This window comes from Streptomyces bikiniensis (assembly GCF_000716625.1).
GTDB lineage: Bacteria > Actinomycetota > Actinomycetes > Streptomycetales > Streptomycetaceae > Streptomyces > Streptomyces bikiniensis.
Genome location: NZ_JNXJ01000017.1, coordinates 1 through 26,552, shown reverse-complemented (window position 1 = coordinate 26,552; position 26,552 = coordinate 1). Strand labels below are relative to the sequence as shown.

Genomic DNA, 26,552 nt, shown 5'->3' with positions numbered 1-26,552 from the left:
TACGACGACATGGCCGGCTTCGCCGACGCGCAGTGGACCCGCGTCACGGGCGCGGGTGTCGACCCGCACGAGTACCGGCGCGTCACCGGCGGCCTCGCCTCCGTCGCCGACTGGGGGCCGGCCTTCCTGCGCGCCGGGCAGGAGCACCTGGGGCGCGCCGAGGGAGCCGGATCGCCCCGCTCGGCGGGTACGCACCTGCTGGCGGCGGCCCGGTGCTTCCACGTCGCGACGCTGGCGCCGTACGCGGAGGCGGCCCGTGCCGCGGCCGCGGCGGACGACGCCCTGGGCCGGGCGCTCGCCGTCCTGGAGCCGGGGGCGCGGCGGGTGAGCGGGGAGGGGTTCACGGGATGGCTGCGGTTTCCCTCCGCCGCGCCCGGTGCCTCCCGTGCTTCCGTCGCTTCCGCCGTGTCCGGTGCCTCCGGTGCCGACGTACCCGGCGCCGATGCGGTCGGTGCCGACGTACCCGGCGCCGATGCCTCCGGTGCCGACGTACCCGGTGCCGACGCGGTCGGGACCGTGATCGTCGTCCCCGGGCTCGACTCCGCCAAGGAGGAGTTCCTCGACCTGGTGTCCGCGCTCCTCGCCCGGGGCCTCGCGGTGTTCGCGATGGACGGGCCCGGGCAGGGCGTGCTCGCGGCGACGTCGGTCCTCGTACCCGAGTACGAGAAGGTCGTGGGCCGGGTCCTCGACGCCCTCGGCGTCCCGCGCGCCGGTCTCGTCGGCCTCAGCCTGGGCGGTTACTTCGCGGCCCGGGCCGCGGCGCTCGAACCGCGCGTGGCGGCGGTCGCCACCGTCAGCGGCCCGTTCCGCCTCGACTGGAATGAACTCCCGCAGCCGATCAGGGACATGGTGGCCCGGCGTACGGGAGGGGCCGACGCGGCACGGGAGTTCACCCGGCACGTGGACCTCACCGGCCTGGCGCCCCGCGTCACGGCGCCGCTGCTCGTCGTGGACGGTGGGCAGGACGTCATCCCCGGCGTGACGAACGGCGAGCCGCTGGCCCGGTCGGCCCCGCACGGCACCCACCTCTCCGTCCCGCACGGCGACCACCTCCTCGGGAACGCGCGGCCCGACTGGCTGCCCCGGCTCGCCGACCACCTGGCGCACGCGCTGACGGGAGCGTGAACACGGGCCGCTCCGGCCGCCCACGCGGAGCGATGCGCGTCACGAGGCGCCGGACGTGCTGGGCGCGCGCGTCCGGCCGGTGGCCGGGGCCGGGAAGGCGGCCCGCTTCCACCTGGGCGGCTCCGCGAAGGCCGGGGCCGCGATCGCCTGTGAGTCCACGCCGATCCGGCGCTCGCCGTGTCCCCGGACGGCGCGTTCGACGGGGTCACGGCGCTCCGGGTCGTGGACGGCCGCATCACCGGCCTCCACCACGTCCGCAACCCCGAGAAGCCGACCCGCGTCACGGCGGAGACCCCCCTCACCCTGCGGTGAGGGGGGCGGGACCTCAGCGGACCGGGCGGTCGAGGCGCATCTTGACGAGGGTGGTCTCCACGCCGCTGTCGACCAGGCGGCCCCGCGCGTCGAAGGCGCCGGGGCCGTCCGTCATGCCGAAGTCGTTGTCGTTGAGGAGGACGAGCGTCGAGGAGCCCTCGACGGCGGCGCCCTCGATCTTGCCGGGAACGCCCTTCACCGTGTTGAGGTCGACGACCAGCCTCTTCCGCAGGACCGGCACGCCCGCCGCCGCCGGGTCGTCCAGCTGCTCCAGGGTGGGCCGCGCGCCGGTGTCCCAGGCGGAGCCGAGGATGTCGTCGGAGCGGCGGAGGCGGACCTCGTGGAAACGGGCGGACTTGTCGGTGCGCTCCTGGACGAGGAGGCGGTCGCCGCCGAGCGCGACGAGCGCGGAGAGCTTCAGCTCGGAGGTCTTGGTCTGGCCGGGCTCGACCGTGCCGACCGGGTCGAAGCGGTAGGCGTACTCGGCGGTGACCCGGTTCGCGCGCGGCGAGAAGCGCAGCAGCCGGGTGGTGCGGGAGTCCTTGCCGGCGGCCTCGTCGGGGTGGAGCAGCGGGCTCTGGAGGCCGAGGACGAGGTCGCCGTCGGGGAGGAGCGCGAGGCCTTCGAAGCCGCGGTTGGTCTTGCGCTTGAGGAAGACCGCGGGCAGCGACTCGACCACCGGGTAGTCGGCGCCGGTCAGCCTGAGCCCCTCGGGCACGTGGCGGGCGAGCACCCGGCCCTTCGCGGAGACGTGGACGAGGGAAGGACCGTACTCGTCCACCAGCCAGAAGCCGCCGTTCCGGTCCCGCACGATGCCCTCGGTGTCCAGGCCGTTCGGGTTGTACGGGAGCGGGGTCGAGGCGTCGTACGTGTACGGGGCCTCGTCGCGGCCGAGCTGGTTGGACAGGCCGGTCACGGGGGCGCCGTGCGAGGTGGTGAGCGGGATGGTCCTCAGGACCTGGATCCGGCCGCCGACCGCGCGGACCTTCACGATGGCCGGGTCGAAGCCGGGCACGGGGAAGGTGCGGCGCTTGTCCTTGCCGACCTCGATCTGGCCGTTGGGGCCCCGGTCGGTGACGGTCCAGTACTCGCCGCGCCGCTCCGCCGGGAACAGGTCGCTGCCGATGCCGCCCAGGTCCACGCCCCGGTCGTCCGCGACGCCGCCCGGCAGCATGCCGTTGCTGAACGCGGCCAGCGGGACGTCGGGCAGGGTCGAGGTGGAGACGACGCGGCCGGCGGAGCCGCCGTGGCCGCGGTGCGCCGACGCCCCGTCCGCCGTCCCCCCGACCACCGTGAGGGCGAGCGCGGCGGACAGCGGCAGGACCACGGCGGCGGGCCGGCGGCGCAGGAGGCGCGGAATCATCTGGGGGAACTCCCTCGGAGCACACGGAACTGCGGACATGGGGAACGGCGCCGGTGACGGCGGGCCCATGGTCTGTTTCCGGCCACAACACGGAGCGACGCGTGCACGACACCGGGGTGACCCCCGAGTGAACGCGCAGATCCCCCACCAAAACGGAGACACGTTCGAACTCCCTCCCCGCGCGGGAGAATCGCCCCACGGTGATCACCCCGCGCGCCCTCAACCGCTCCACCCTCGCCCGGCAGTTGCTCCTCGGCCGCAAGCGGATCGGCGTCGAGGACGCCCTGCGCCCGCTGGAGCAGGTGGAGGAGGACGCCGACGGCGGAGAGGGCGAGGACGAGGTGGCCCAGGAGGCCGGCGGCCACCAGGAGACCGGCGATGCTCTCGGCGCTCACTGCCTGGCCACCCCCTTGGCGACGAGGGCCACCGGCGCGAGGACCGCGATCGTGGTGGCGGCGAAGGCCGCGTCGGCCATCGTGACCCCCGGGTGGAGAGGGTCCCGGCCGCGGGGCGCGGGACGGAGGTTCTCGGACGGGACGAGGAAAACCCCGCCCGGGCCGTCCACCGCCCCCGTCGACGGCCCCCTGACGCCGTACGTCTCCTTCTCGACGCCTCCCGTACGCTCCTTGACGCCCTCCTGACGCCCGGGCCCCGCCGTCACGCACCCATTGCAAGCCGCCGGAAGTGCACATATCTTCGAGGCCACACCTACGGACCGGGATGCTCGTCAGTCCCGGGGCGGTCCGCCGTTCACGGGCCGGACGGCGGGGAGCGGACCCTCGGGACGACGGGGACGCTGGACGCCGGGCGTACGGGATATCCGTATCCACGTACCCGCGGGAGCTGAGCAGCACATGAGCAAGCACGTCCTGGCACAGAACCAGTACGGCAAGGCCGAGAACCGCATCGTCACCGTGACCCGCAAGGGCGACGACGGGGCCTGGCACGAGATCCGCGACCTGAACGTGTCGGTGGCGCTGCGCGGCGAGTACCGCGACGTGCACCTGACCGGCGACAACGGAAACTGCCTGCCGACCGACACCACCAAGAACACGGTCTACGCCTTCGCCAAGGAGCACGGCGTCGCCTCCCCCGAGGCCTTCGCGATCCACCTCGCCCGGCACTTCGTGACCTCGCAGCCGGTCGTCCACGAGGCGCAGGTCCGGGTCGAGGAGTTCGCCTGGGAGCGGATCCCGGTCCCGACGCGCAAGGAGCAGCACTCCTTCGTCCGCAAGGGCCAGGAGGTCCGCACCGCGCAGGTCACGTACTCGGACACCACCGGCCTCCAGGTCCTCTCGGGCCTGAAGGAGCTGACGGTGATGAACTCGACCAACTCCGAGTTCCACGGCTTCATCAAGGACCGGTACACGACGCTCCAGGAGGCGTACGACCGGATCCTGGCCACCAAGGTCACCGCCCGATGGGCGCACTCGGCCACGGCGGCGGCCGACCCGGAGCACGACTGGGACCGCTCGTACGAGAAGGTGCGCCGGCACATGCTGGAGGCGTTCGCGGAGACGTACAGCTACTCGCTCCAGCAGACGCTGCACGCGATGGCGGACCGGGTCCTGGACCACGTCGCCACGGTCAACGAGGTGCGGCTCAACCTGCCGAACAAGCACCACTTCCTGGTGGACCTGGAGCCGTTCGGCCTGAAGAACGACAACGAGGTGTACTTCGCGGCCGACCGGATGTACGGCCTCATCGAGGGCACCGTCCACCGCCAGGGCGTCCAGCCGGTGATCGCGACGAGCGACTGGATCACCGCCTGAGCCGGGAGCCTCCGGCGGAAGGCGGGGCGCACGGGTCCGGTTCCCGGCCTGGGGCCTTGACCGGACCGGCCCGTGCCGCCCCGCTCCGCGATGGTCCGGCCACGCAGCGCGACGGGTCAAAGTCCGGCCGGTGAGTCTGTCAGTTCTCCGCGAGGCCTCCCCGAAGGCCTCGCGGAGGCCCCGCGGGGCCTTGCCGGAAGGCCCGTCGCGGGATCGCCGGGAGGGCTGTGACCTGCGCGGAAGGAGGGGGCGGTGGTCCGGCCACCATCCGGCGGCCGAATCGGGTGCCGGGTACACCTCGTCCCCGGGGGCGGTGACGGGCGACGGTGGTGGTGCAGCGGGAAGGAGCTGCGCAACCTTCGGGCAGGAGTGTCGTGAGTACATCCGTCGCAACCAAGCGCAGGGCCGCCATCGGGACCGTCGCCCCGGCCGTCTCCCTGGGCGCCTTCGGGTCCGCCGGCGCGGCCGCCGCGCGCGAGGGCGTCTACGCCGAGCTGTGTGCCGCGCTCTTCTCCAACTTCGCCCGCCGCGACCAGCGCCTGAAGGCCGAGCAGTACCTGCACGGCCTGCTCACCGCGCAGGGCCGCAAGTCGATCCGCAACATCGCCGCGCAGATCGGCGGTCCCGCCGCCGAGCAGAGCCTGCACCACTTCGTCTCCAGCTCCACCTGGGACTGGCAGCCCATGCGGGCGGCGCTCGGCCGCCACCTGGAGCGGAACGGCTGCCCGCAGGCGTGGGTGGTGCGGCCGATGCCGATCCCGAAGGCCGGGGAGCACTCGGTGGGCGTGGACCGGCGCTTCGACCCGGAGCGCGGGCAGGTCTTCCACGGGCAGCAGGCCTTCGGCGTGTGGTTCGCGGGCGAGGACCTGAGCGTCCCGGTCAACTGGCGCCTCTTCCTGCCGGACCCCTGGGTGAACGACCGGAAGCGGCGCGACCGCGCGGAGGTCCCCGAGGAGGCCGGCGAGGAGACCATGGAGGAGTGCGCGGTCTCAGCGGCGCTCGACACCGCCCGCTGGCCCGACATCAGCCGCAAGCCGGTCCTCATCGACATCCGGGGCGGCGCGGGCCGGTCGGCGCTCGCCCGGCTCGCCGGGGCCGGGGTGCCGGTCGTGGCCCGGATCGGCCCGGGCTCCCGGCTCGCGATCGCGGACCGCTCGCTGCCCGGCTTCGGGGCGGGCCCGCTGTCCGCCGTGCAGATACTGGAGTCCCTCAAGGGACTGCGCCGGCCGGTGAGCTGGGTGGACACGGTGGGGGGCGTGCGGACCTCGCGCACCTCGCTCGCCACGGCCGTCCGGGTGGCGCTGCCGACGCCGGGCGGGGAGCGGATGCGCCCGCTGGTGCTGCTCGGCGAGTGGGACGACCCGCGGCGGGCCCCGTCCCGGGTGTGGATCAGCGACCTGACCGGTTCGCAGGCGGGCACCCTGCTGCGCCTGACCAAGCTCGTCCGCCGGGTGGAGCGGGACTTCGCCGAGGTCGGGGAGGAGGCGGGCCTCCGGGACTTCGTGGGCCGTTCGTTCCGCGGCTGGCACCGCCACATCACCCTGGCGTCGGCGGCGCACGCGGCGACGGTCCTGTCCGGGCAGTGGGAGTCGGGTTACGGCTCGGCGCGGGGGTACGGCCCCGGCTACGGCGCGCGGCGGACGGCGAGCTGAGGACCGGAGGCCCACCGGGCGACGACCGGCCCCGTCCGGGCTTCCCGTCAAGCCTCCTGCTCGGGCCTTCCATTCGGGCCCCCCGATCAGGCTTCCCGATCAAGCCTCCCGCTCAGGCCTTCCATTCAGGCCTCCCGATCAGGCCCCGGTCCGGCCCCCGTTCAGGCGCCGCGCTCCCGGGGGCAGGGCGGTTCGGGGGTGACGCGGCCGCGGGCCAGGGCCTCCCGGGTGCGCTGGAGCCGGAGCGCCAGCTGCACCTCCAGGACCTGGCCGGGCTTCTGCCACTCGGGCCCGAGGAGGTCACCGATCCGCTCCAGGCGGCGGGAGACCGTGTTGGGGTGCACGTGCAGCGCCTCGGCGGCGTTCGTCGGACTGCCGCCCGAGGCGAAGTACGCCTCCAGGGTGTGCGTGAGGTCGGTGAACCGCTCGGCGTCGTAGTCGAGCACGGGCCCGATCGCGGACTCCACGAAGCCGTCCACGTCGTTGTCGTCGGAGAGCAGCAGCCCCAGGAAGCCCAGGTCCCGCACGGAGGCGGCGGAGCCGGTGCCGCCGAGGGCGCTCATCGCGTCGAGGCAGCGCCAGGCCTCCCGGTGCATCCGCCCGACGGCGTCCGGGCTCCAGCCGGGCCCGGCGGAGGCGACGGAGACGGGGTGCCCGAGCAGCGGGGACAGCTCGGCGGCGACGGCCCGGGCGGCGGCCGAGGCGTCGTCCCCCGGCAGCAGCAGCACGATGCAGCCGCCCTGCACGGTCTTCAGCCCGGAGAGGCGGTACGCGTACGAGGACGCCCACACGACCGCCCGGCCCTGCTCGCCGCCCTCGGGCCGGGCGAGCACGAGGACGTGCGGCCGGCGCAGGTCGACGCCGAGGCGGCCGGCCCGCTGGGCGATCTGCTGCGGCGCGTGCGGCGGGTCCGCGATGAGGTCGTCGAGGAGTTCGTCGCGGACGGGGCCCTCCGCGACGGCCGTGGAGCGCCGCATGAGGAGGAGGAAGGCGACGGACTGGGCGGCGAGTTCGAGGAGCCGTTCGTCCTCCCCGGTGAGTCCGCCGGCGGCGTGGACCACGAGGCCGCCGAGGTCCTCGGAGCCCGCGATGACCGGCGCGACCCAGATGTCGTCGGCGGCGAGGACCGGGCGGCGGCGGGCGTGGGCGTCGAGCGAGGCCTTCTCGACCGCCTCCTCGGCGGCCTCCTCGTCGAGGCCGGGGACCTCCCCGACCAGGGCGAGGGACCGGCCGCCGGGGTCCCGGATCAGGACGCTCGCGTCGAGGGCGTCGGCGGCGGCCTTGGCCACGCTGCGCAGGTCGCCGCCCGCGAGGACCAGGTTCATGATGCGGCCGTGGGCCTCGCTGACGTGCCGCATCCGGGTGAGCCGGGTGCGCACCCGGGCGCTGTCCCGCTCCAGTTCGGAGACCTCGGCCCGGGTCCGGTCGAGGAGGCCGGCCTTCTCGACGGCGAGGGCGGCCAGGTCCGCGAGCGCGGCCAGGAGCCCGATCTCCTCGGAGGTGTGGTGGCGGACGCGCCGGTCCGCCCCGAAGAGGGTGCCGACGACGGTGTCGCCGCTGCGCAGCGGGGCGGCCACGATCGCGTGCAGCCCCTCGGCGCGCAGGGCCGCCTCGGCGGCCTCGTCGAAGGCGGGGGCGTGGACGCCCGCGTCGAGGGAGCCGGAGGGGGCGAACCGCTCGTCGGCGAGGTAGTCCGGGGTCCAGACGGGCACGCCGTGGAGCTGGACGGCGCCGCCGAGCCCGTACCCCTCGGCGATCCTGAGGCCGGGGGCGAGGCGGGGGCCCTCGGCGCGGCCGGGGCGCGTGCCCTCGGTGGTGTGGACGTAGCAGGAGCCGTGCGGGCCGCGCAGGGTGACGTACGCCAGGTCGAGGCCGAGGAGCCGGCGGGCGCGGCGGGTGATGACGTGCAGCAGTCCGTCGAGGTCGTAGGAGAGGGTCAGGTCGCGGGCGGTGTCGGCGAGGGCCTCGAGCCCGGCCTCGCGGCGCGCTTCGTGGGCGCGTTCGGCGTGGACCTGGCCGGCGAGGACGACGGCCCGCTCCAGGCGGCCGAGCTTCTCGGGGCCGAGGCCGTCGCGGCGGGCCTCGTCGAGGAGGGCGTCGAAGCGGGCGGACGGGGCCTGCCGGGCGAGGAGTTCGAGGACCGTGAGCAGCGGGTCCGCACCACCGGCTCCGTCCGCGCCGTGCGTGGTCATGGTCCGAGCTCCCGTATGTCGAGCAAAATCGGGCACCTGGGAGGAAACCCGTCCTGTCCGCCGAAACTAATTCGGCTTCGGGAACCGGTCAACGGTGAACTGCGGCACGTAGTTCCCGCCGGGGCGCCGGAGGGGTCCCCGCCGGGGCGGCCGAGGGGTTCTCACCCGGGTCCGGGGCCGACGGGCCGTCAGCCGACGGAGCCCGCCGGGACGAGGCGGGGGCGGGCCGGGGCGTACTGGGCGGGGACCCGGAGACCGGGGACGGGCCGCCCGCCGGTGTGCCGTCCGGCCAGGACCGAGCGCTGGAGGCGCCGCAGCCGCGCCGAGGGCTCCATGCCGCTCTCCGCCTTGAGGGCGAGGCGCAGCCGTTCGTAGACGACGAGGGCCTGGTCGTGCTGGCCGCAGCGCAGCAGGGCGGCCATGAGGTGGGCGTGCAGGGGCTCGTTGGTGCGGTGGCGGGCGACGAGTCCGGTGAGCTCCGGGACGAGTTCGGCGTGCCGGCCGAGGCCGAGCTGTGCTTCGAGCCACTGGTCGAGGACGCTGAGCCGGGAGGTTTCGAGGCGCTCGATCTCCCTGCGGAGGCGGGGCCCGGCGGCGACGCCCGCGTAGGGGTCGCCGCGCCACAGGGCCAGGGCCTCGCCGAGGCGGAGCGCGGCGCGCGGGAGGTCGCCGGCCTCCATGGCCCGGTAGCCGGCGCCGGCCGCGCGCTCGAACTGCCAGACGTCGTGGGCGCCGCCTCCGGTGTCGAGCCGGTAGCCGCCGGGCTGGGAGACGAGGACCGCGTCGGCGGTGCGCCGGTCGGACCAGCCGGCCCGCGGGTCGGCGGGACCGGTGCCGCGCAGGGCGTCCGCGATGAGGGCGCGCAGCCCGGCTATGTGGGCCTGGAGCTCGGCGCGGGCGCCGCGCGGCGCGCCGGACGGCCACAGCTCCTCGGTCAGGACCGTCACGGGGACGACCTGGTCGGCGCTGGCCGTGAGCAGGGCGAGGAGCTGCCGGGGCACGGCCGCCGTCGGGGTGATCGACACCCCGTTCTCACGTACCGACAGTCCCCCCAGGATCCGGACGTCCACCTTGCCCCCTCAGTGCCTGTGCGGTGTCTGCGCGCGGGATGACTCTCGATGATTAGAAAAGACCCCCGTAGGCATGTCAATAAGAAACCGTAGGGTACGGAATCACCTCCTGGGATATCGGGGTGATTCACCCCCTTTGTCCGGTTATCCGCGCATCGGTTTTTCGCCACTGGCTGAGAAGTCACCCGTGGCGAAAGGCTGTTTCCGGACTAGGGGGTACGCTTTCGGGGGTCCTCCGGGGGAGGCCGAGGGCCTTCGACCCACGACTTCGCGCCATAAACAGACGGCTCGGTACGGTTCGAAGACCGGCGCGGTCCCGGCTCGGCGCGGCCCGGGGAGGCGGCAAGGGGGGACGAGCGGGCCGCGAGGGGAGACGAAGGGGCGACGCGGGGGCGGCGAGGAGAGACGAAAAGGCGGCGGGCGGCGGGGGCGGCCCGTGGGCCGTTCCGTCCCGCCGCCCGCCGCGCGATGCCGGACCGAGCGTGTGCCGGACCGAGCGTGTATCGGACCGAGCGTGTGCCGGACCGAGCGTGTGCCGGACCGAGCGTGTGCCGGACCGAGCGTGTGCCGGACCGAGCGTGTGCCGGGCGTACGCCGGGGGCGCGCCCCCGGCCGTCCGTCAGCTGTACGGGTCGCCCGACCGCAGCTCCCCCTCCCCCGGCCCGCCGGGCTCCGACGGCTCCTCCGCCGGGCCGCGCAGGGACTCCGCCTTCCGTACCGCCTCGGCGAGCTCCCGCACCACCGCCGAGCCGGACCGCCCGGCGATCGCGTCGGCGTGTCCCGCGAGCGTCCCGAGCCCCGGCGCCCCCGGCAGCGCCCCGCCCCGCAGGGCGTCCGCGAAGTAGGCGGCGATCGCGGTCAGCTGGAGGCTGTCGTGGCCGCCGCCCCAGATGTCGGCGGTCAGCGCGCCGGTCGCGACGGTGCCGGAGCGCTCGCGCGGGGCCCGGGTGACGGGGTCGAGCCAGCGGACGGTGGCGGTGGCGACGGTCCCGGACGCCCCGGGCCTGGTCCGCACCGCGTACAGCGCGGTGACCGTGTGACCGGCCCCGATCTCGCCGCCGTCCACCCGGTCGTTCCGGAAGTCCTCGTCCGCGACCTCCCGGTTCTCGTACCCGATCAGCCGGAACTTCTCGACGGTCCGCCGGTCGAAGGCGACCTGCGCCCTGGCATCACGGGCGCGCAGCTCGACGTGGGCGGGCAGCTGGTCCACGAAGACCTTGCGGGCCTGCGCCGAGTCGGAGACGTACGTCGTCTGGCCGTCGCCCCTGTCGGCGAGCCTCTCCATGAGCGCGTCGCCGAACTCGCTGCCGACGCCGACGCCGAAGAGGGTGATCCCGTACTCCCTGCGCTCCTCGTCGATGCGGGCGAGGATCGTCTCCGCCTCGGTGGAGCCGGTGTTGGCGAGCGCGTCGGAGAGCAGCACGACCCGGTTGGTGGCGCCCTCGCGGTGGCCGGCGACGGCGGTGTCGTAGCCGGTGCGGACACCGGCCTCCACGTTGGTGGACGCGGCGGTCTCCAGGGAGCCCACCACCTCGCGGATCCGGTCCCGGGCCTCTCCGACGCGGGTCATGGGCAGCCGGGTCTCGGCCTCGGAGCTGAAGGTGACGAGCGCGATCGAGTCGTCGTCGCGCAGCTCGCCGACGAGGAGCCCCAGGGACTCCTTGACGAGGTCGAGCCGCCCCGGCTCGTCCATGGAGCCGGAGACGTCCACGACGAAGGTGAGCGCGGCGGGCGGGCGTTCGCCGCTCCGGTCCGCGCCCCGGGTGGCGAGCCCGACCCTGACCAGGGACCAGCCGTCACGGCCGGTGCGGGCGCCGTCGAGGGTGACGCCGAAGCCGTTGTCGGCGGGGCGCTCGTAGTTCGGGCGGAAGCTGTTGACGAACTCCTCGGGGCGCACGGTCGCCGGATCGGGCAGCCGCCCCTCGGCGAGGGCGCGGCGGGCGTAGCCGTACGAGGCGGTGTCCACGTCCAGGGCGAAGGTGGACAGGTAGTCGGGCGCGGGCGAGGGGGACCGCTGCTCGCCCTCGCGGGGTGCGGCCGTCCCGGTGCGGCCGCCGTCGGGGACGGCCGGTGCGGTGCGCCCGTCCTCCTTCGCGCTCCGGTCGGCGCCGCCTCCGCCGCCGGCCGCGCCGCAGCCCGTGAGGGCGATCCCGGCGGCGAGCAACCCCGCGAGCACGGCCGGAACCCGGGTCCGGCGGGGCCGGTTCCCTCTCTCCTCGTTCCGCTCCACGTCATCTCCCCCTCTTCGTAGGCCATTTGTGAATGTGACGAACGAAGGTCCCGGAAGGAGCATGCGAAGGAGTTGCGGATGGATCTCGATGCGGCAACGGCGACACGGGTGAACCTCGGTGGCATGGATTCGCCATCCTTCTCAACAGGGGTTGTCACCGTGTGAAGTCGCATGCGTACATTGAGTGGACATCGATCGGCGGGGGTGGTCAGCGGTGGCAGAGAGCGTGGGCTCCGTGATGCTCGCCCGTTCGGCGATGAACCGGGCCGCGACCGAGGGACAGCGGCCCGCGGGGCGTCCGGTCCGGGGCGCGCGGCGCATCAGCGCCGCGCTCGCCGGGCTGGCCGCCTCCACCCGGCACGAGCTGCTGACCTTCGACGACCCGGTCGCGTCCGCGGGCTACGCGATCCCCGGGCCGTTCCTGGAGCTGGCGGGAGCGTGCATGCGGGCCGCGGCGGAGCGGGCCGACGAGGTGCGCAGGATCGTGCCGCGGCACGCGCTGGCCCGGATCGAGGGAGGACTCCGGCTCCCCGGGCAGGCCCGGCTGGTGGAGGCGATCCCGTTCAAGATGATCCTGGTCGACCGGGCGGTGGCGGCGATCCCGCTCGACCTGGAACTGCTCTACAACGGGATGCTGCTGGTCCGGGACCCGGTGGTGGTCCGGGCCCTCGTCCGGGTCCACCAGGTCTGCTGGGCGATGGCCGAGGACCCCGCGGCGTACGCGGTGCCGTCCCCCTCGCCGCCGCCGGACGACCTGCCGCCCCAGCTGCGCCCGGTGCTCGACGCCCTGCTCGCGGGGCTCACGGACGAGACGGCGGCGGCCCGGCTCGGCATGTCCGCGCGGACCTACAGCCGGCGGGTCGGCGAACTGATGGCGGCCCTCGGCACGACGAGCCGCTTCCGCGCGGGCGCGGAAGCGGCTCGGAGGGGGTGGTTGTGAGGACCGTTCACCCGGTCAGGACACGATGTCCTTGCGGGCGAAGCCCCGGAAGGCGAGGGCGAAGAGGACCAGGGCGTACGTCAGGGAGATCGCCGTGCCCTTCACCATGCCGCCCCACTCCAGCTGGGGCTGGAGCGCGTCGATCCAGGCGAACTGCCAGTGCGCGGGCAGGAAGTCGCGCCAGTCGCCGAGTGCGGTGACGGCGTCCAGGACGTTGCCGACGATGGTGAGGCCGACGGCTCCGCCCACCGCGCCGAGCGGGGCGTCGGTGCGGGTGGACAGCCAGAAGGCGAGCCCGGCGGTGACCAGTTGGGAGGCGAAGACGAAGGCGGTGGCGATCCCGATCCTGAGCAGGGCGTCCCCGGCCGGGACCGAGCCGCCGGTCGGGAGCTGGAGCGGGCCCCAGCCGTAGGCGACCGTGCCCGCCGCCAGGGCCACCAGCGGGAGGAGGAGCATCGCGGCCGCGCTGTAGCCGAGCGCGACCGCCAGCTTGGAGGCGAGGAGCCGGGACCGGGGCACGGGCGCGGCGAGCAGGTAGCGCAGCGAGGACCAGCTGGCCTCGGAGGCGACCGTGTCCCCGCAGAACAGCGCCACGGGGACGACGAGGAGGAACCCGGCCGAGACGAAGAGGCAGGTGGCCGCGAAGTTGGCGCCGGAGGTCGTCGCCGTGTCGATCAGGGAGACGCGGCCGTCCCGGTCGCCGTCCCCGGTGCCGCCGATCGCGAAGGCCGCGATCAGGACGAACGGCAGGGCGACCAGGATGCCGCCCATCACCAGGGTGCGGCGCCGCTTCCACTGGCGCAGGGCCTCCACGCGCAGCGGCAGGGTGCGGCCGGGCCGGTAGCCGGGGGCGGACTCGGCCGCGCTCCCGGGCGGGGTGAGGGTGCTCGGGGTGCTCATGCGGCTCCTCCTCCGATCAGGGTCAGGAACGCGTCCTCCAGGCGCCGGTGCGGCCCGACCCCGGTCAGCGGCACGTCCAGGCGGACGAGTTCGCCGATGAGGGCGGTCGCGTCGGCGCCGTCGAGCCGGACCAGGAGTCCGCCGTCGGCGCGGGCGGCCGAGCCGACGCCCGGCAGGGCGCCGATCTTCTCGACGAGGGCGTCGGGGACGGGCGGGACGGGCTCGCCCTCGGGGGTGCGTTCGGCGAGGGTCACGAGGAGGGTGTCGCCGGAGCCGGTGATCTCCGCGACCGGACCGGCCTGCACCAGTTGCCCCCGGTCCATGACGACGAGGTGGGTGCAGGACTGCTCGACCTCCGCCAGGAGGTGGCTGGAGACGATGACGGTGCGGCCCCCGGCCGCGTACCGGATCATCACCTCCCGCATCTCCCGGATCTGCGGCGGGTCGAGGCCGTTGGTCGGCTCGTCCAGGATCAGCAGGTCCGGCAGGCCGAGCATGGCCTGGGCGAGGGCGAGGCGCTGGCGCATGCCCTGCGAGTAGGTGCGCACGGCGCGTTCCAGGGCGCCGCCCAGGTTCGCGATCCGCAGGGCCTCGTCCACGTGCGCGTCCTCGGCGGGGCGGCCGGTGGCCTTCCAGTACAGGTCGAGGTTCTCCCGGCCCGACAGGTGCGGCAGGAAGCCGGCGCCCTCGACGAAGGCGCCGACGCGGGAGAGGACCGGGGCGCCGGGCCGGATCGCCTGGCCGAAGACCCGGATCTCGCCCTCGTCGGGGGCGATGAGGCCCATCAGCATGCGCAGGGTGGTGGTCTTGCCGGCGCCGTTCGGGCCGAGGAGCCCGAGGACCTGGCCCTGCTCGACCCGGAAGGACAGGTCCTTGACGCTGTACCGTTCGCCGCCCTTGTACTTCTTGGACAGGCCGGTGATCCGGAGCGGTACGGCGGCGAGTGCCGGGTCGGGGGCGGGGGCGGCGGTCCTGCGCCGGGCCGTCAGGAGCAGGACGGCGGCGACGGCCAGGCCGATCAGCGGGAGGCCCCACACCCACCAGGGCAGGGCGGCGGCCCGGGTGGTGAGGCCGGGTGCGGCGGGCACGGCGAGGGGGCCCTCGACGGCGACGGTGTAGGAGGCGGGGGCGGCCGGGGAGGCGTAGCCGAGGTCGGTGGCGGCGACGACGAGGCGCAGCCGGTGCCCGGCCTCCACCTCGTGGTCGATCGCGGGCAGCGTCAGGGTGACGCTCCTGCCGTCCCGGGCGTCCTCGACGCGGACGGGGGCGACGAGCTGGGCGGGCAGCACCTGCTGCCGCCCGTCGGGGCCGACGTCGTACACCTTGGCGAAGAGGACGGCGGAGCCGTCGGCGGCGGTCGAGGTGACCTTGACGCGGACGGTCGGCGCGCCGGTGATCCGCAGCGTCTCCGCCTGCGGCTTCGCGTCGAAGCGGGCGTGCTGGCCGGGGAAGTCGAGGGAGAGGCCGACGCCGAGGGAGGAGAGGCCGGAGAGTCCGCCGCCGAGGCCGGGGACGGCGGAGACGGCGGGCGGGGCGCCGCCCGGCGGGTTGGCGAAGGTCTGCGGGGCGCCGGAGAGGGCGAGGGCCGTGGTGCCGGAGGCGAGGCCCGGGTAGCGGTCGGCGGTCGCGGCGCGGAGGGTGGCCCGGCCGTTGGTGGAGTCGACGCCGCCGGTGCGGCTGACGCGGAAGGCGGGGCCGGTGTCCACGGAGGCGTCGCGCTTCAGCCAGCGGTCGAACCAGGCGCCGACGCGCCGCTCGACGCGTTCGGCCTCCTGGTCGCCGCCGTCGTGGCCGCCGGAGGTCCAGTCGACGGCGACGGGGGCGCCGTTGGCGGCGAGGGCCCGGGCCATGGCGTCGGACTGGGCCAGGGTGAACAGCGAGTCGGACTGGCCCTGCACGAGGAGCGCGGGCACCTTGATCCGGCCGCCGACGGCGGACGGACTGCGGGCTTCGAGCAGCGCGCGGGCGGCGTCGTCGGGCTTCCCGGAGACGGCGACGCGCTGGTAGAGCGCGCACAGCTCGGCGGTGAAACGGCCGCAGGCGGGGGGCTTGGCGGGGGCGGCCCTCCCGGCCCCGGCGGGGGCCTTCCCGGCGGCCGGGGCCTCACCGGTGGCGGGCCCGTCCCCCGTACCGGAGCCGGTCCCCGTGCCCGGGCCGATCCCGGCGCCGGCACCGGCCCCGTTCCCGGCCGAGAAGAAGATGCCGGCCCAGAGCTTCTTGAAGACGCCGTTCGGGAAGAGGGCGTCGGCGAGGTTCCAGTACGTGATCCGGGGGGCGATCGCGTCGACGCGCGGGTCGTGCCCGGCGGCGAGCAGGGAGATCGCGCCGCCGTAGGAGGCGCCGCTGACGCCGACGCGCGGGTCGCCCGCCTCGTCGAGGAGGACCTCGGGCCGCGCGGCGAGCCAGTCGATCAGCCGGCTGACGTCCTTCACCTCGTGGTCGGGGTCGTTGAGGCCGATCTCGCCGGTGGAGGCGCCGAAGCCGCGGGCGGACCAGGTCAGGACGGCGTAGCCCTCGCGGGCCAGGCCCTCGGCCTGGGCGCGCACGTCCTCCTTGGAGCCGCCGAAGCCGTGGCCGAGCAGGACGGCGGGCCTGCGCCCGTCGCCGTCGCCGGTGAAGTACGAGGTGTCGAGCCGTACGCCGTCGACGTCGAGCGTCCGGTCCGCGCGGTGCACGGGCGGTGGATCGTCCGAGGCGACGGCGGTCCAGGTGCCGGCACCCGCGAGGACGGTGAGCGCGGCGGTGACCGCGGCCCACCGGGGAAGTCGGAGTCGCATGGTCCCGAGCCTAAGCGGCACCCCTGGGGACCGCGGTGACCCGAAGGCGGAGGTCCCGCACCTCCTGGGGTCGTACGGGGTACGGTCCGCGTACCGCAGGCGCGGTACGAGGGACCCTGGAGGGCACGTGATCGAGATCCGGCGGGCGACGACGGTGGCCGAACTGGTCGCGGCGGAGCACCTCTACGACGGCCCGGCGCGGGAGGAGTGGGCGGCCCGCTTCCTGGCGGCGCCGGGGCACCTGATGCTCGTCGCCTACACGGAGGACGGCTTCCCGGCCGGCTTCGTGTCCGGGGTCGAGATGGTCCACCCGGACAAGGGCACGGAGATGTGCCTCTACGAGCTGTCGGTGGACGAGGCGCACCGGCGGCGCGGCACGGGCCGGGCCCTGACGGAGGCCCTGCTCGCGGCGGCCCGGGAGCGCGGCTGCCGCGGCGCCTGGGTGGGCGTGGACACGGACAACGCCCCCGCCCTGGCGACCTACCGCGCGACCGGGGCGGCGGACGAGGGGGTCTTCGCGATGCTGGGCTGGACCCTGCCGGACGGAGAGGCGGCGCCTCCTGCCTGAACGGGCGGCTCCACCGGGCGCAGGGCCTCCGGTCCGCCGGTCTCCTTGAACGCGACCGCCCTCGTCCGTCTCCCCCTGTACGGGCGCCCCGCGGCCGCCGGCCGCTCGCGCACGTGATCGTCTCCGGTGCTTCCGATCGCCGGAACCGCCGGCCGGGGCCACGTGTGCCCCTGCCGGGGAAGGCGGCCGGCGTCGTGCCCGGGAAGGCCGAAGGCCCCCGGGGCGCGGGTGCGCTCCGGGGGCCGTGCCCGTCCCGTCAGTGGTTGCGCGGGAAGCCCAGGTCGACGCCGGCCGGGGCCTCGGAGGGGTCGGGCCAGCGGGTGGTGACGACCTTGCCGCGGGTGTAGAAGTGCACGCCGTCGTTGCCGTAGATGTGGTGGTCGCCGAAGAGCGAGTCCTTCCAGCCGCCGAAGGAGTGGTAGCCCACCGGGACCGGGATCGGGACGTTGACGCCGACCATGCCGGCCTCGACCTCCAGCTGGAAGCGGCGGGCCGCGCCGCCGTCGCGGGTGAAGATCGCGGTGCCGTTGCCGAACGGCGAGGCGTTGATGAGGGCGAGGCCCTCCTCGTACGTCTCGGCGCGCAGCACGCAGAGCACCGGGCCGAAGATCTCGTCCTGGTAGGCCTTGGCCGTGGTGGGGACGCGGTCCAGGAGGGAGAGGCCGATCCAGTGCCCGTCCTCGTGGCCGTCGACGGTGTACCCGGTGCCGTCGAGGACGACCTCGCAGCCCTCGTCCGCCGCGCCGTGGACGTAGGAGGCGACCTTGTCGCGGTGGGCGGCCGTGATGAGCGGGCCCATCTCGGAGGTGGGGTCGGTGCCGGGGCCGATCTTGATCTTCTCGGCGCGCTCGCGGATCTTGTCCACGAGCTCGTCCGCGATCGAGCCGACGGCCACGACGGCCGAGATCGCCATGCAGCGCTCGCCGGCGGAGCCGTACGCCGCCGAGACGGCCGCGTCGGCCGCCGCGTCGAGGTCGGCGTCCGGGAGGACCAGCATGTGGTTCTTGGCGCCGCCGAGCGCCTGGACGCGCTTGCCGTTGGCGGAGGCGGTGGTGTGGATGTACCGGGCGATCGGGGTGGAGCCGACGAAGGAGATCGCGGAGACGTCCGGGTGCTCCAGCAGCCGGTCCACGGCCACCTTGTCACCGTGCAGGACGTTGAAGACGCCGTCCGGCAGACCGGCCTCGGCGAGCAGCTCGGCGATCTTCAGGGACGGGGAGGGGTCCTTCTCGCTCGGCTTGAGGACGAACGTGTTGCCGGTCGCGATGGCGATCGGGAACATCCACATCGGCACCATGGCCGGGAAGTTGAAGGGCGTGATGCCCGCGACGACGCCCACCGGCTGGCGGATCGAGGCCACGTCCACGCGGTTGGAGACCTGGGTGGAGAGCTCGCCCTTGAGCTGGGTGGTGATGCCGCAGGCCAGGTCGACGATCTCCAGGCCGCGCGCGACCTCGCCGAGCGCGTCGGAGTGCACCTTGCCGTGCTCGGCGACGATCAGCTCGGCGATGGCGTCGCGGTTGGCGTCGAGCAGCGCGCGGAACTTGAAGAGGATCGTGGTGCGCTGGGCCAGCGAGGAGGTGCCCCAGGTGGCGAAGGCGGTCTTGGCGGCGGCCACCGCCGCGTCGACCTCCTCGACGGAGGCGAGCGCGACCCGGGTGGTCACGGCGCCGGTGGCCGGGTCGGTGACCGGACCCCAGTTGCCCGACGTGCCCTCGACGGTCTTGCCACCGATCCAGTGGTCGACGGTCTTGACGGTGTTCGTCATGACGAAATGCTCCTTAGAGATGGCGGCGTCGGGCGGTGACGTGCCGGTCGTACTCCTCCCGGGCCTCGACCGCCGCCTTGCGGGTCGCGGTCTCGGCCACGGGCACATCCCACCACGCCGGGGCCGGGGGCGGGCCCGACACTGTGTCGGGCGTTTCGGTCTCGACGTAGACACATGTGGGAACCGTCGCCGCCCGCGCCTCCCGGAGGGCTTCCCGCAGGCCACGGACGGTGCGGGGGCGCAGCACCCGCATGCCGAGGGAGGCGGCGTTGGCTCCGAGGTCGACGGGGAGCGGCGGCCCGGTGAACCCGCCGTCCGCGTCCCGGTACCGGTAGTCGGTGCCGTACCGCTCGGCGCCGACGGCCTCCGAGAGGCCGCCGATGGAGGCGTACCCGTGGTTCTGGAGGACGACCAGCCTCAGCGGCAGGCGCTCCTGCACGGCGGTGACGATCTCGGTGGGATTCATCAGGTACGTCCCGTCCCCGACGAGCGCCCAGACGGGCCGGCCGGGGGCGGCGAGGAGGACGCCGATCGCGGCGGGGATCTCGTATCCCATGCAGGAGTAGCCGTACTCGACGTGGTACTGGTCGGCCGAGCGGGGCCGCCACAGCTTGTGGAGGTCGCCCGGGAGCGATCCGGCGGCGTTGATCAGGATGTCGCTCGCGTCGACCAGGGTGTCGAGTGCGCCGAGGACCTGGGTCTGGGTGGGGCGGGCGTCCTCGTCGGGGGCGGCGTAGGCGGCGTCGACCCGCTCCTGCCACCGCCGTTTGGACGCGGCCCACCTCCCCGTGTCCCGTCGGCTGTCGCCCAGGGCCTCCGTGAGGGCGGTCAGGCCCTCGCGGGCGTCGGCGACGAGCGGCAGCGCGGCCTGCTTGTGGGCGTCGAAGCCGGTGACGTTGAGGTTGAGGAAGCGGGCGCCCCCGGGGAAGAGGGTGCCGGAGGCGGTGGTGAAGTCGGTGTAGCGGGTGCCGACGCCGATGACGAGGTCGGCGGTACGGGCCAGGGCGGCGGCGGTCTCCGTGCCGGTGTGGCCGACACCGCCCACGTCGCAGGGGTGGTCGTACGGCAGGGCACCCTTGCCGGCCTGGGTGGTGGCGACGGGCAGACCGGCGCACTCGGCGAAGGTCCGCAGGGCCTCCTCGGCTCCGCTGTACCGCACGCCGCCGCCCGCGACGACCAGGGGCCGCTCGGCGGCCCTCACCGCCCGTACGGCCGCGTCGAGTTCGGCCGCGTCGGGGCGGGGGCGGCGGACGCGCCAGGTCCGCTCGGCGAAGAACTCCTCGGGCCAGTCGTACGCCTCCGCCTGCACGTCCTGGGGCAGGGCGAGGGTCACGGCGCCGGTCGCGGCGGGGTCGGTGAGGACCCGGGCGGCTTCGAGGGCGGCCGGGACCAGGGCCTCGGGGCGGCCGACCCGGTCGAAGTACACCGAGACGGGCCGCAGGCAGTCGTTGACGGACACGTCGCCCGCGGACGGGAGTTGGAGCTGCTGGAGGACGGGGTCGGCGGGCCGGGTCGCGAAGGTGTCGCCGGGGAGGAGCAGGACGGGCAGGCGGTTGACGGTGGCGAGGGCGGCGCCGGTGACGAGGTTGGTGGCGCCGGGGCCGATGGAGGTGGTGACGGCGTGCGCGGAGAGGCGGTTCGACTGGCGGGCGTAGCCGACGGCGGCGTGGACCATGGCCTGTTCGTTGCGGCCCTGGTGGAAGGGCATGAGCGCGCGGTCCTCAACGAGCGCCTGCCCGGTCCCGGCGACGTTCCCGTGCCCGAAGATCCCCCAGGTGGCGGCGATCAGGCGGCGGCGCTCGCCGTCGCGCTCGGTGTACTGGGCGGCGAGGAAGCGGACGAGGGCCTGGGCGGTGGTGAGCCGGACGGTGCTCATGCGGGCCTCCTCGCGTCCTGCGGGGCGGGTCGGGCGGTGCTCACGCGTACCCCTCCGCGTACTCCGGGTGGAAGCGGATCTTCCACTCGCGTTCGGTACCGGGGCCCGCCATCACGTTGAGGTAGTACAGGTCGTGACCCGGCTGGGCGATCGAGGGGCCGTGCCAGCCGTCGGGGACGAGGACCGCGTCGCCGTCGCGGACCTCGGCGAGCAGGTCGGCGCCGCCGGGCCGGGAGGGCGAGATCCGCTGGTAGGCGAGGCCGTGCGGGCCCTGGACCTCGTAGTAGTAGATCTCCTCCAGGACGGATTCGGCGCCGGGCAGGTGCTCGTCGTGCTTGTGCGGCGGGTAGGAGGACCAGTGGCCGCCGGGCGTGACGACCTCGACGGCGATGAGCCGGTCGCAGTCGAAGGCGTCGGCGGAGGCGAAGTTCCGCACCTCGCGGGCGCGGTCGCCGCTGCCCCGGGTCTCCACGGGAACCTCCGGCGCGGGACCGTAGCGGGCGGGGAGTCGTCGCCCGCACCTCGCTCCTGCCAAAGCGAAGCGGCCCCCCGCGCCGGAGGCGATCTGGGCGTGGGCGTCGCGCGGTACGTAGGCGAAGTCGGTCACCCCGTCGAACACGCTCGCGCGGCCCCGGAGTTCGAAGATCCCGCCGTCGACGCGCACGCTACAGGCACCGGAGAGGGGAAGCACGGTCCATTCGGAATCCCCGCTCGCGAAGGAGTGGACCTCTCCCGGCCGGAGGGTGAGGACGCGGAGCGCGGAGTACGCCCATCCGGCCCGCGCGGGGTCGATGTCGACGGCGTACGGGCCCCGGGCGGCGGTCCCGGCGGGGAGGTGGAGGGACGCGGGGTGGTGGAGGGACGCGGGGTGGAGGGGTGCGGAGTGGTCGGGGCTCGGGCTCATGGCGGTCATCCCTACCCCCTTTCCGGAAGCGTTCCCGTACCGGTCGTTCCCGCACTGGTCGTTCCCGTCCCCCGGGCGAGGGCTTCGGCGATCTCCGCCGGGTCCGGCATGGCGGAGGAGCAGGCGAGCCGGCCCGCGACGATCGCGCCGGCGGCGTTGGCGCGGCGCAGGGCCTCTTCGAGGTCCCGGCCGGTGAGGAGGCCGTGGACGAGCGCCCCGCCGAACGCGTCGCCCGCCCCCAGGCCGTTGACGACCTCCACCGGCAGCGGCGGCACCTCGGCGCGGGTGCCGTCGGAGGCCAGCGCGAGGACGCCCTTCGGGCCCTGTTTGACGACGGCGAGCCGGACGGTGCCGCCGTCGGAGGCGAGCAGGGCGCGGGCGGCGGCCTCCGGGTCCCGCTCCCCCGTCGCGACCTCGCACTCGTCGAGGTTGCCGACGGCGACGGTGGCGTGGCGCAGGGCCTCGGCGTAGTACGGGCGGGCCTCGTCCGGGTCCGTCCAGAACACCGGCCGCCAGTCCAGGTCGAACACGGTGGTCCCCCCGGTGCCGGCTCTGGCCCGCAGCGCCTCCAGGGTCGCGGCACGGCTCGGCTCGGCGCACAGTCCGGTGCCGGTGGCCCAGAAGACCCGGGCGGAACGGATCGCGCCGAGGTCCAGCTCGTGCGGGTGGATCTCCAGGTCGGGGGCCTTGGGCAGCCGGTAGAAGTAGAGCGGGAAGTCGTCGGGCGGGAAGACCTCGCAGAAGGTGAGGGGGGTGGGGTACGCGGCGACCTCGGTCACCCAGCGGTCGTCCACCCCGAAGCCCTTGAGCTCCCGGTGCAGGAAGGTGCCGAAGGGGTCGGCGCCGGTACGGGAGACGAGCGCGGTGCGCAGGCCGAGCCGGGCGGCGGCGACGGCCACGTTGGCCGGGGAGCCGCCGAGGAACCTGCCGAAGCTCTCGACCTGGTCGAGCCCGACGCCGGTCCGGAGCGGATAGAGGTCCACGCCGAGGCGCCCCATGGTGATCAGGTCGTACGGCTCCGTCTCCACGTGCCACCCTTCGCCCTCGGCCCCGTCCCCAGGTCTAGTCGTCCGCCCGGAGGCGTGTCAACGACATGTCCGGACATACGGGCCTCCGAGCGCGCTTGACGGTGGTCCCGGCCCCGGTCAGGGTGGCTGTCATGACGAAGCCGTCGCCACAGCCGTCGTCCCGGTCGTCCCGGTCGTCCCCGTCCTCGACGCCTTCCCCCCCTTCCGCGCCGACCCGCATCCGCGTCGGTTCCGCCCCGGACTCGTGGGGGGTGTGGTTCCCCGAGGATCCCCGGCAGGTGCCCTGGCAGCGCTTCCTCGACGAGGTGGCGGGCGCGGGGTACGAGTGGATCGAGCTCGGCCCGTACGGCTATCTGCCCACCGATCCGGCGGTGCTCGCGGAGGAGACCGCCCGGCGCGGTCTGCGGGTCTCGGCGGGGACGGTCTTCACCGGCCTGCACCACGGCTCGGACGTCTGGGACCGGACCTGGGTGCACGTCGCCGAGAACGCGGCCCTGGCACAGGCGATGGGGGCGGGCCACCTGGTGGTCATCCCGTCGTTCTGGCGGGACGACCGGACGGGCGAGGTCCTGGAGGACCCCGTCCTGACCGCCGGGCAGTGGCGGGACCTGACCCGCCTGACGGAGCGTCTGGGCCGGGAGGTGCGCGAGCGGTACGGGCTGCGGACCGTCGTCCACCCGCACGCGGACACGCACCTGGACGGCGAGGAGAGCGTGACGCGCTTCCTCGACGCCACCGACCCGGAGGCGGTCTCGCTCTGCCTGGACACCGGGCACTACGCGTACGCCGGCGGGGACAGCGTCGAGCTGATCGAGACCTACGGCGAGCGGATCGGCTATCTGCACCTGAAGCAGGTCGATCCGGCGGTCCTGGCGGAGGTGGTGGCCGAGGGGACGCCGTTCGGCCCGGCGGTGGCGCGGGGCGTGATGTGCGAGCCGCCGTCCGGGGTGCCCGCCCTGGAACCGGTGCTCGCCGCCGCCCGCGCCCTGGACGTGGACCTCTTCGCCATCGTCGAGCAGGACATGTACCCGTGCGCCCCGGACGTCCCGTACCCGATCGCCCTGCGCACCCGGCGCTTCCTCCGCTCCTGCGGGGTGTGACCGGGCCCGTACCGCGCGCGTACCGTCACGGGCCGGGCCGGCGCACGCGGACACACCGCCGGTCCGATGCATCACTTCCGTCACGCGCGTCCCTCCTTCGTCACGCTTTTCTCCGTTACGCGGGTTTCCCGTCACAGGCGCGTGACAGGCGCTCTCCTCCTGTCTGAGGGGGTCGTTGCAGGGGGCACAGACTCAGTGATCGCCAACGCCCACCCGCAGCGCCCCCGAACGGCACCCCCGCCGCCGCTGCGCGGTGCGCAGGGAGGTGCCAGGCATGACGGACAAGAGGCTCTGGTCGTACAAGGACATCGCGGCGCACATCCGGGTGCAGCCGGACACCGTCCGCTCCTACCGGAAGCACGGGCTGCTTCCGCCGCCCGACCACGTCGAGTCGGGCAAGCCCTTCTGGTACGCGGACACGATCCGCGCCTGGGTCGCGAGCCGCCCCGGCAACCGGGCCCGCCGCGACTGAACCGGGTCCGCCAGGACCGACCCGGGCCCGCCACGACCCGCCCGACCTGTTCCCCGTCCCCGTCCCCCGTCCCGTCCGACGCCGGGTCCCGGATCCTCCTTCCGGGCCCGGCGTCCCGTCTTTCGTGACGAGGCCGGCGGGCGGGCGTCCTGACGCCGTCAGCGGGCGGCGCTGTACTCCTTGTCCCTGGTCTCCCTGCCGTCGGCGGTCTCCTCCGGGGTGGCGGGACCGGCCGGGGTCCGGGCCGGGCCGTCCGACTCGCTGAGGCCGAAGCGGTCGTGGAAGCGGCGCAGCGGTCCCGGGGCCCACCAGGTGAGGCGGCCGGTCAGCTTCATCACGGAGGGGACCAGGAGGCTGCGGACCACCATCGCGTCCATGAGGACGGCGAGGGCGACCCCCAGGCCCAGCATCTTGGTGTTGGTGACGCGGGAGGTGCCGATGGCGACCATGACGACGGCGAGGATGACGGCGGCGGCGGTGATCAGGCCGCCGGTGCGGCTCAGGCCGAAGCGGACGGAGTGCTCGTGGTCGCCGGTGGCGTCGTGCTCCTCCTTGATCCGGGAGAGCAGGAACACCCCGTAGTCCATGGAGAGCCCGAAGGCCACGCAGAACATGAGCACGGGCAGGGTGGTCTCGATGTCGCCGGTGGGCGTGAAGCCGAGGAGCCCGGCGAGGTGTCCGTCCTGGAAGACCCAGACGACGGCGCCGAACATGGCCGTGAGGCTCAGGGCGTTGAGGACGACGGCCTGCACGGGGACGACGACGCTTCCGGTGAGCAGGAAGACCAGGAGCAGGGTGACGAGGACGATGGCGCCCGCCGCCCAGGGCAGCCGCTCGGCTATGGCGTCCTTGGAGTCGACCAGGACGGCGGCCGGTCCGGTGACGGAGGTGTCGAACGGCGCTTCGGCGGCGCGCAGTCCGCCGACGACCCGCTGGGCCCCGGCGCCGACGGCCTCGCCGTCGGGCACGACGGTGAAGTAGGCGCGCGCGGTGTCGCCGCCGCCCGTGGTGACCGGCCCGTCGACCCGGCCGACGCCGTCGACGACCTCGATCCGCTCGCGGTAGGCCGCGTACTGGGCGGGGGTGGCCGGGCCCTCGGCGAGGACGGTGATCCCGCCGCCGGGGTCGCCGGGGAAGCCGTCCCTCAGCTCGTCCTGGACGATCCGGGAGGAGGCGGTGGCGGGGAGCTGGCGGTCGTCGGCCGTGCCGAACTCCACGCCGAGGAAGGGCAGTCCGAGCAGGACGAGTCCGGCGGTGGTGAGGACGGCGAAGACGGGCGCCCTGCGCATCACCAGGCCCGCGGCGCGCGCCCAGCCGGCGCCGGAGGCGTCCTCGCGGGGCTCCCGGCCGCGCCGGACCAGGCGCCGCAGGTCCAGGGCGTCGACCCGGTGCCCGAGGAGCACGAGGGCCGCCGGGAGCAGGGTGAGCGCGGCGGTGGCGGCGAGGAGGACGACCGCGATCCCGGCGTACGCGAAGGAGCGCAGGAAGTACTGCGGGAAGACCAGCATCGCGGCGAGCGAGACGGCGACGGTCAGGGCGGAGAAGAGCACGGTCCGCCCGGCCGTGCGCAGGGTGGTGCGGACGGCGGTGTGCGTGTCGGCGCCGGCGGCCAGCTCCTCGCGGTAGCGGCGGACGACGAACAGGGCGTAGTCGATGGCGAGTCCGAGGCCGAGCGCGGTGGTCAGGTTCTGCGCGAAGACGGAGACGTCGGTGAACTCGGTGAGCCCGCGCAGGATCGCGTTGGTGCCGAGGACGGCGACGATGCCGACGCCCAGGGGCAGCAGGGCGGCGACGGCGCTGCCGAAGACCATGACGAGCAGGACGAGGGTGAGCGGCAGGGCGATGAGCTCGGCCCGCAGCAGGTCCTCCTCGATGAGCGTCTGCATCTCGTGGCGGACGGCGAGCTCGCCGCCGAGCGCGACCTCCACGGGGCCGTGGGCGCCCCGGTAGGAGGGGGCGATCCGGTCGAGGACGGCCGCGGCGTCCTTCTCCTCGCCGGTGATCCGGGCGGCGATCACGGCCTTGCGGCCGTCCTCGGAGCGGAGGGCGGGCGAGCCGGTGGACCAGTAGGAGCCGACGCCCTCGACGCCCGGTTCGGCGCCGAGCCGCTCGGCGAGCCGCCGGGCCTCGGCGGCGACGGCCGGGGCGTCGGTCCCGGCCGTGCCGGAGTCGACGAGGAGGAGCAGGTTCGGCCGGGAGCCGGGGAAGTGCCGCTCCAGGGCCTCGGACGCGTACGTGGACTCGGCGGCCGGGTCCTCCCAGCCGCCGCTGCCCATGCGGTCGGCGACCCCGCCGCCGGCCAGGACGGCGAGGACGGTGAGCACGAGCGCCGCGAACAGCGTGAGCCGGGGCCGCGCGGTCACGAACCGCGTCCAGCCCCCGGCCCGGGGGCGGCCCCCGCCCCCGGCGACCCCGCCGCCCCCGGATGCTGTTCCTCCGCCGTGCCCGGGCGCAGCTCCCCCGCCGCCCCCGGTCGCGGCGCCGGGCCCGGCGCCCGCCCCAC

20 protein-coding genes are annotated in these 26,552 nt (G+C 74.9%); 9 read left to right on the top strand and 11 right to left on the bottom strand.

Translation table 11 applies throughout. The features are described from left to right. The first annotated feature begins 9 nt into the window (after positions 1-9). Together OO47_RS33370 and OO47_RS38430 are read left to right on the top strand one after the other, a co-directional pair. Positions 10-1,125 (top strand): alpha/beta fold hydrolase, encoded by a 1,116-nt coding sequence (locus OO47_RS33370; protein ID WP_037624243.1) that lies wholly within the window; start codon positions 10-12, stop codon positions 1,123-1,125. 177 nt (positions 1,126-1,302) lie between these two features. Beyond that, positions 1,303-1,437 carry a hypothetical protein gene (locus OO47_RS38430; RefSeq protein WP_267883694.1) on the top strand — a complete coding sequence of 45 codons (135 nt, stop codon included), beginning with the start codon at positions 1,303-1,305 and terminating at the stop codon, positions 1,435-1,437. A gap of 13 nt (positions 1,438-1,450) precedes the next feature. Here OO47_RS38430 and OO47_RS15890 read toward each other — a convergent pair whose 3' ends face one another. Next, on the bottom strand, positions 1,451-2,800 hold the full coding sequence (locus OO47_RS15890) for an esterase-like activity of phytase family protein (RefSeq protein ID WP_030210515.1): 1,350 nt from the start codon (positions 2,798-2,800) through the stop codon (positions 1,451-1,453). A 200-nt stretch (positions 2,801-3,000) separates the two neighbouring features. Here OO47_RS15890 and OO47_RS15885 point away from each other — a divergent pair, with 200 nt between their 5' ends. The 3 genes from OO47_RS15885 to OO47_RS15875 all read left to right on the top strand — a co-directional run bounded on the left by OO47_RS15885 (position 3,001) and on the right by OO47_RS15875 (position 6,224). Further along, on the top strand, positions 3,001-3,441 hold the full coding sequence (locus OO47_RS15885) for a hypothetical protein (protein ID WP_030210512.1): 441 nt from the start codon (positions 3,001-3,003) through the stop codon (positions 3,439-3,441). A 213-nt stretch (positions 3,442-3,654) separates the two neighbouring features. Continuing rightward, positions 3,655-4,572 (top strand): factor-independent urate hydroxylase, encoded by a 918-nt coding sequence (gene pucL / locus OO47_RS15880; protein ID WP_030210509.1) that lies wholly within the window; start codon positions 3,655-3,657, stop codon positions 4,570-4,572. Between the two features lie 374 nt (positions 4,573-4,946). Then, entirely contained in the window at positions 4,947-6,224 is a 1,278-nt protein-coding gene (locus tag OO47_RS15875; RefSeq protein WP_030210508.1) for an IS701 family transposase, read from the top strand. A gap of 161 nt (positions 6,225-6,385) precedes the next feature. Here the strand turns inward: OO47_RS15875 and OO47_RS15870 are convergent, their stop codons facing one another. The 3 genes from OO47_RS15870 to OO47_RS15860 all read right to left on the bottom strand — a co-directional run bounded on the left by OO47_RS15870 (position 6,386) and on the right by OO47_RS15860 (position 11,779). After that, positions 6,386-8,416, bottom strand: a complete 2,031-nt coding sequence (locus OO47_RS15870) for a helix-turn-helix domain-containing protein (protein WP_030210506.1) — start codon at positions 8,414-8,416, stop codon at positions 6,386-6,388. Positions 8,417-8,604: 188 nt separating this feature from the next. Then, positions 8,605-9,486, bottom strand: coding sequence for an AfsR/SARP family transcriptional regulator (locus OO47_RS15865; protein WP_030210504.1), 882 nt, complete (start codon positions 9,484-9,486; stop codon positions 8,605-8,607). 619 nt (positions 9,487-10,105) lie between these two features. Further along, positions 10,106-11,779, bottom strand: a complete 1,674-nt coding sequence (locus tag OO47_RS15860) for a vWA domain-containing protein (protein ID WP_078489676.1) — start codon at positions 11,777-11,779, stop codon at positions 10,106-10,108. Positions 11,780-11,930: 151 nt separating this feature from the next. Between OO47_RS15860 and OO47_RS15855 the strand changes: the two genes are divergently transcribed. Continuing rightward, positions 11,931-12,656, top strand: coding sequence for a helix-turn-helix domain-containing protein (locus OO47_RS15855; RefSeq protein ID WP_030210499.1), 726 nt, complete (start codon positions 11,931-11,933; stop codon positions 12,654-12,656). Between the two features lie 15 nt (positions 12,657-12,671). Here OO47_RS15855 and OO47_RS15850 read toward each other — a convergent pair whose 3' ends face one another. Continuing rightward, positions 12,672-13,556 carry an ABC transporter permease gene (locus OO47_RS15850; protein WP_030210498.1) on the bottom strand — a complete coding sequence of 295 codons (885 nt, stop codon included), beginning with the start codon at positions 13,554-13,556 and terminating at the stop codon, positions 12,672-12,674. Then, positions 13,553-16,333: an alpha/beta fold hydrolase gene (locus OO47_RS15845; protein WP_030210495.1), complete on the bottom strand. Its 2,781-nt coding sequence runs from the start codon at positions 16,331-16,333 to the stop codon at positions 13,553-13,555. The genes OO47_RS15850 and OO47_RS15845 overlap by 4 nt, the downstream gene beginning before the upstream one ends. Positions 16,334-16,463: 130 nt before the next feature. On the opposite strand from OO47_RS15845, the gene OO47_RS15840 reads away from it, so the two are divergent. Continuing rightward, a complete protein-coding gene (locus OO47_RS15840; RefSeq protein WP_030210493.1) occupies positions 16,464-16,901 on the top strand; it encodes a GNAT family N-acetyltransferase in 438 nt (145 codons plus the stop codon). 256 nt (positions 16,902-17,157) lie between these two features. Here OO47_RS15840 and mmsA read toward each other — a convergent pair whose 3' ends face one another. Genes mmsA through iolC form a run of 4 tightly spaced genes read right to left on the bottom strand, consistent with a single transcriptional unit; the run spans position 17,158 to position 22,447 of the window. Then, complete coding sequence (mmsA, locus tag OO47_RS15835; protein ID WP_030210491.1) at positions 17,158-18,669, bottom strand: CoA-acylating methylmalonate-semialdehyde dehydrogenase; 1,512 nt, start codon at positions 18,667-18,669, stop codon at positions 17,158-17,160. Between the two features lie 13 nt (positions 18,670-18,682). Beyond that, the gene (iolD, locus tag OO47_RS15830) at positions 18,683-20,545 is read right to left on the bottom strand and encodes a 3D-(3,5/4)-trihydroxycyclohexane-1,2-dione acylhydrolase (decyclizing) (RefSeq protein WP_030210489.1); all 1,863 of its coding nucleotides are present in this window, start codon (positions 20,543-20,545) and stop codon (positions 18,683-18,685) included. A gap of 40 nt (positions 20,546-20,585) precedes the next feature. Then, positions 20,586-21,449 (bottom strand): 5-deoxy-glucuronate isomerase, encoded by an 864-nt coding sequence (gene iolB / locus OO47_RS15825; RefSeq protein ID WP_030210487.1) that lies wholly within the window; start codon positions 21,447-21,449, stop codon positions 20,586-20,588. An 11-nt stretch (positions 21,450-21,460) separates the two neighbouring features. Further along, positions 21,461-22,447 (bottom strand): 5-dehydro-2-deoxygluconokinase, encoded by a 987-nt coding sequence (gene iolC, locus OO47_RS15820; protein WP_051715703.1) that lies wholly within the window; start codon positions 22,445-22,447, stop codon positions 21,461-21,463. 161 nt (positions 22,448-22,608) lie between these two features. Between iolC and OO47_RS15815 the strand changes: the two genes are divergently transcribed. Then, a complete protein-coding gene (locus tag OO47_RS15815; RefSeq protein WP_051715689.1) occupies positions 22,609-23,577 on the top strand; it encodes a sugar phosphate isomerase/epimerase family protein in 969 nt (322 codons plus the stop codon). A 274-nt stretch (positions 23,578-23,851) separates the two neighbouring features. After that, entirely contained in the window at positions 23,852-24,049 is a 198-nt protein-coding gene (locus OO47_RS15810) for a helix-turn-helix transcriptional regulator (RefSeq protein WP_030210480.1), read from the top strand. 158 nt (positions 24,050-24,207) lie between these two features. Here OO47_RS15810 and OO47_RS15805 read toward each other — a convergent pair whose 3' ends face one another. Further along, on the bottom strand, positions 24,208-26,412 hold the full coding sequence (locus tag OO47_RS15805) for an MMPL family transporter (RefSeq protein ID WP_051715688.1): 2,205 nt from the start codon (positions 26,410-26,412) through the stop codon (positions 24,208-24,210). Positions 26,413-26,552 lie beyond the last annotated feature (140 nt).

Bases quoted from the DNA above. Each gene is read 5' to 3' on its own strand.
- OO47_RS33370 (WP_037624243.1), top strand. From the start codon at position 10: ATGGCCGGCTTCGCCGACGCGCAGTGGACCCGCGTCACGGGCGCGGGT.
- OO47_RS15890 (WP_030210515.1), bottom strand. From the start codon at position 2,800: ATGATTCCGCGCCTCCTGCGCCGCCGGCCCGCCGCCGTGGTCCTGCCG.
- pucL (WP_030210509.1), top strand. From the start codon at position 3,655: ATGAGCAAGCACGTCCTGGCACAGAACCAGTACGGCAAGGCCGAGAAC.
- OO47_RS15870 (WP_030210506.1), bottom strand. From the start codon at position 8,416: ATGACCACGCACGGCGCGGACGGAGCCGGTGGTGCGGACCCGCTGCTC.
- OO47_RS15860 (WP_078489676.1), bottom strand. From the start codon at position 11,779: ATGCTCCTTCCGGGACCTTCGTTCGTCACATTCACAAATGGCCTACGA.
- OO47_RS15850 (WP_030210498.1), bottom strand. From the start codon at position 13,556: ATGAGCACCCCGAGCACCCTCACCCCGCCCGGGAGCGCGGCCGAGTCC.
- OO47_RS15845 (WP_030210495.1), bottom strand. From the start codon at position 16,333: ATGCGACTCCGACTTCCCCGGTGGGCCGCGGTCACCGCCGCGCTCACC.
- mmsA (WP_030210491.1), bottom strand. From the start codon at position 18,669: ATGACGAACACCGTCAAGACCGTCGACCACTGGATCGGTGGCAAGACC.
- iolD (WP_030210489.1), bottom strand. From the start codon at position 20,545: ATGAGCACCGTCCGGCTCACCACCGCCCAGGCCCTCGTCCGCTTCCTC.
- iolB (WP_030210487.1), bottom strand. From the start codon at position 21,449: ATGAGCCCGAGCCCCGACCACTCCGCACCCCTCCACCCCGCGTCCCTC.
- iolC (WP_051715703.1), bottom strand. From the start codon at position 22,447: ATGGGGCGCCTCGGCGTGGACCTCTATCCGCTCCGGACCGGCGTCGGG.
- OO47_RS15815 (WP_051715689.1), top strand. From the start codon at position 22,609: ATGACGAAGCCGTCGCCACAGCCGTCGTCCCGGTCGTCCCGGTCGTCC.
- OO47_RS15810 (WP_030210480.1), top strand. From the start codon at position 23,852: ATGACGGACAAGAGGCTCTGGTCGTACAAGGACATCGCGGCGCACATC.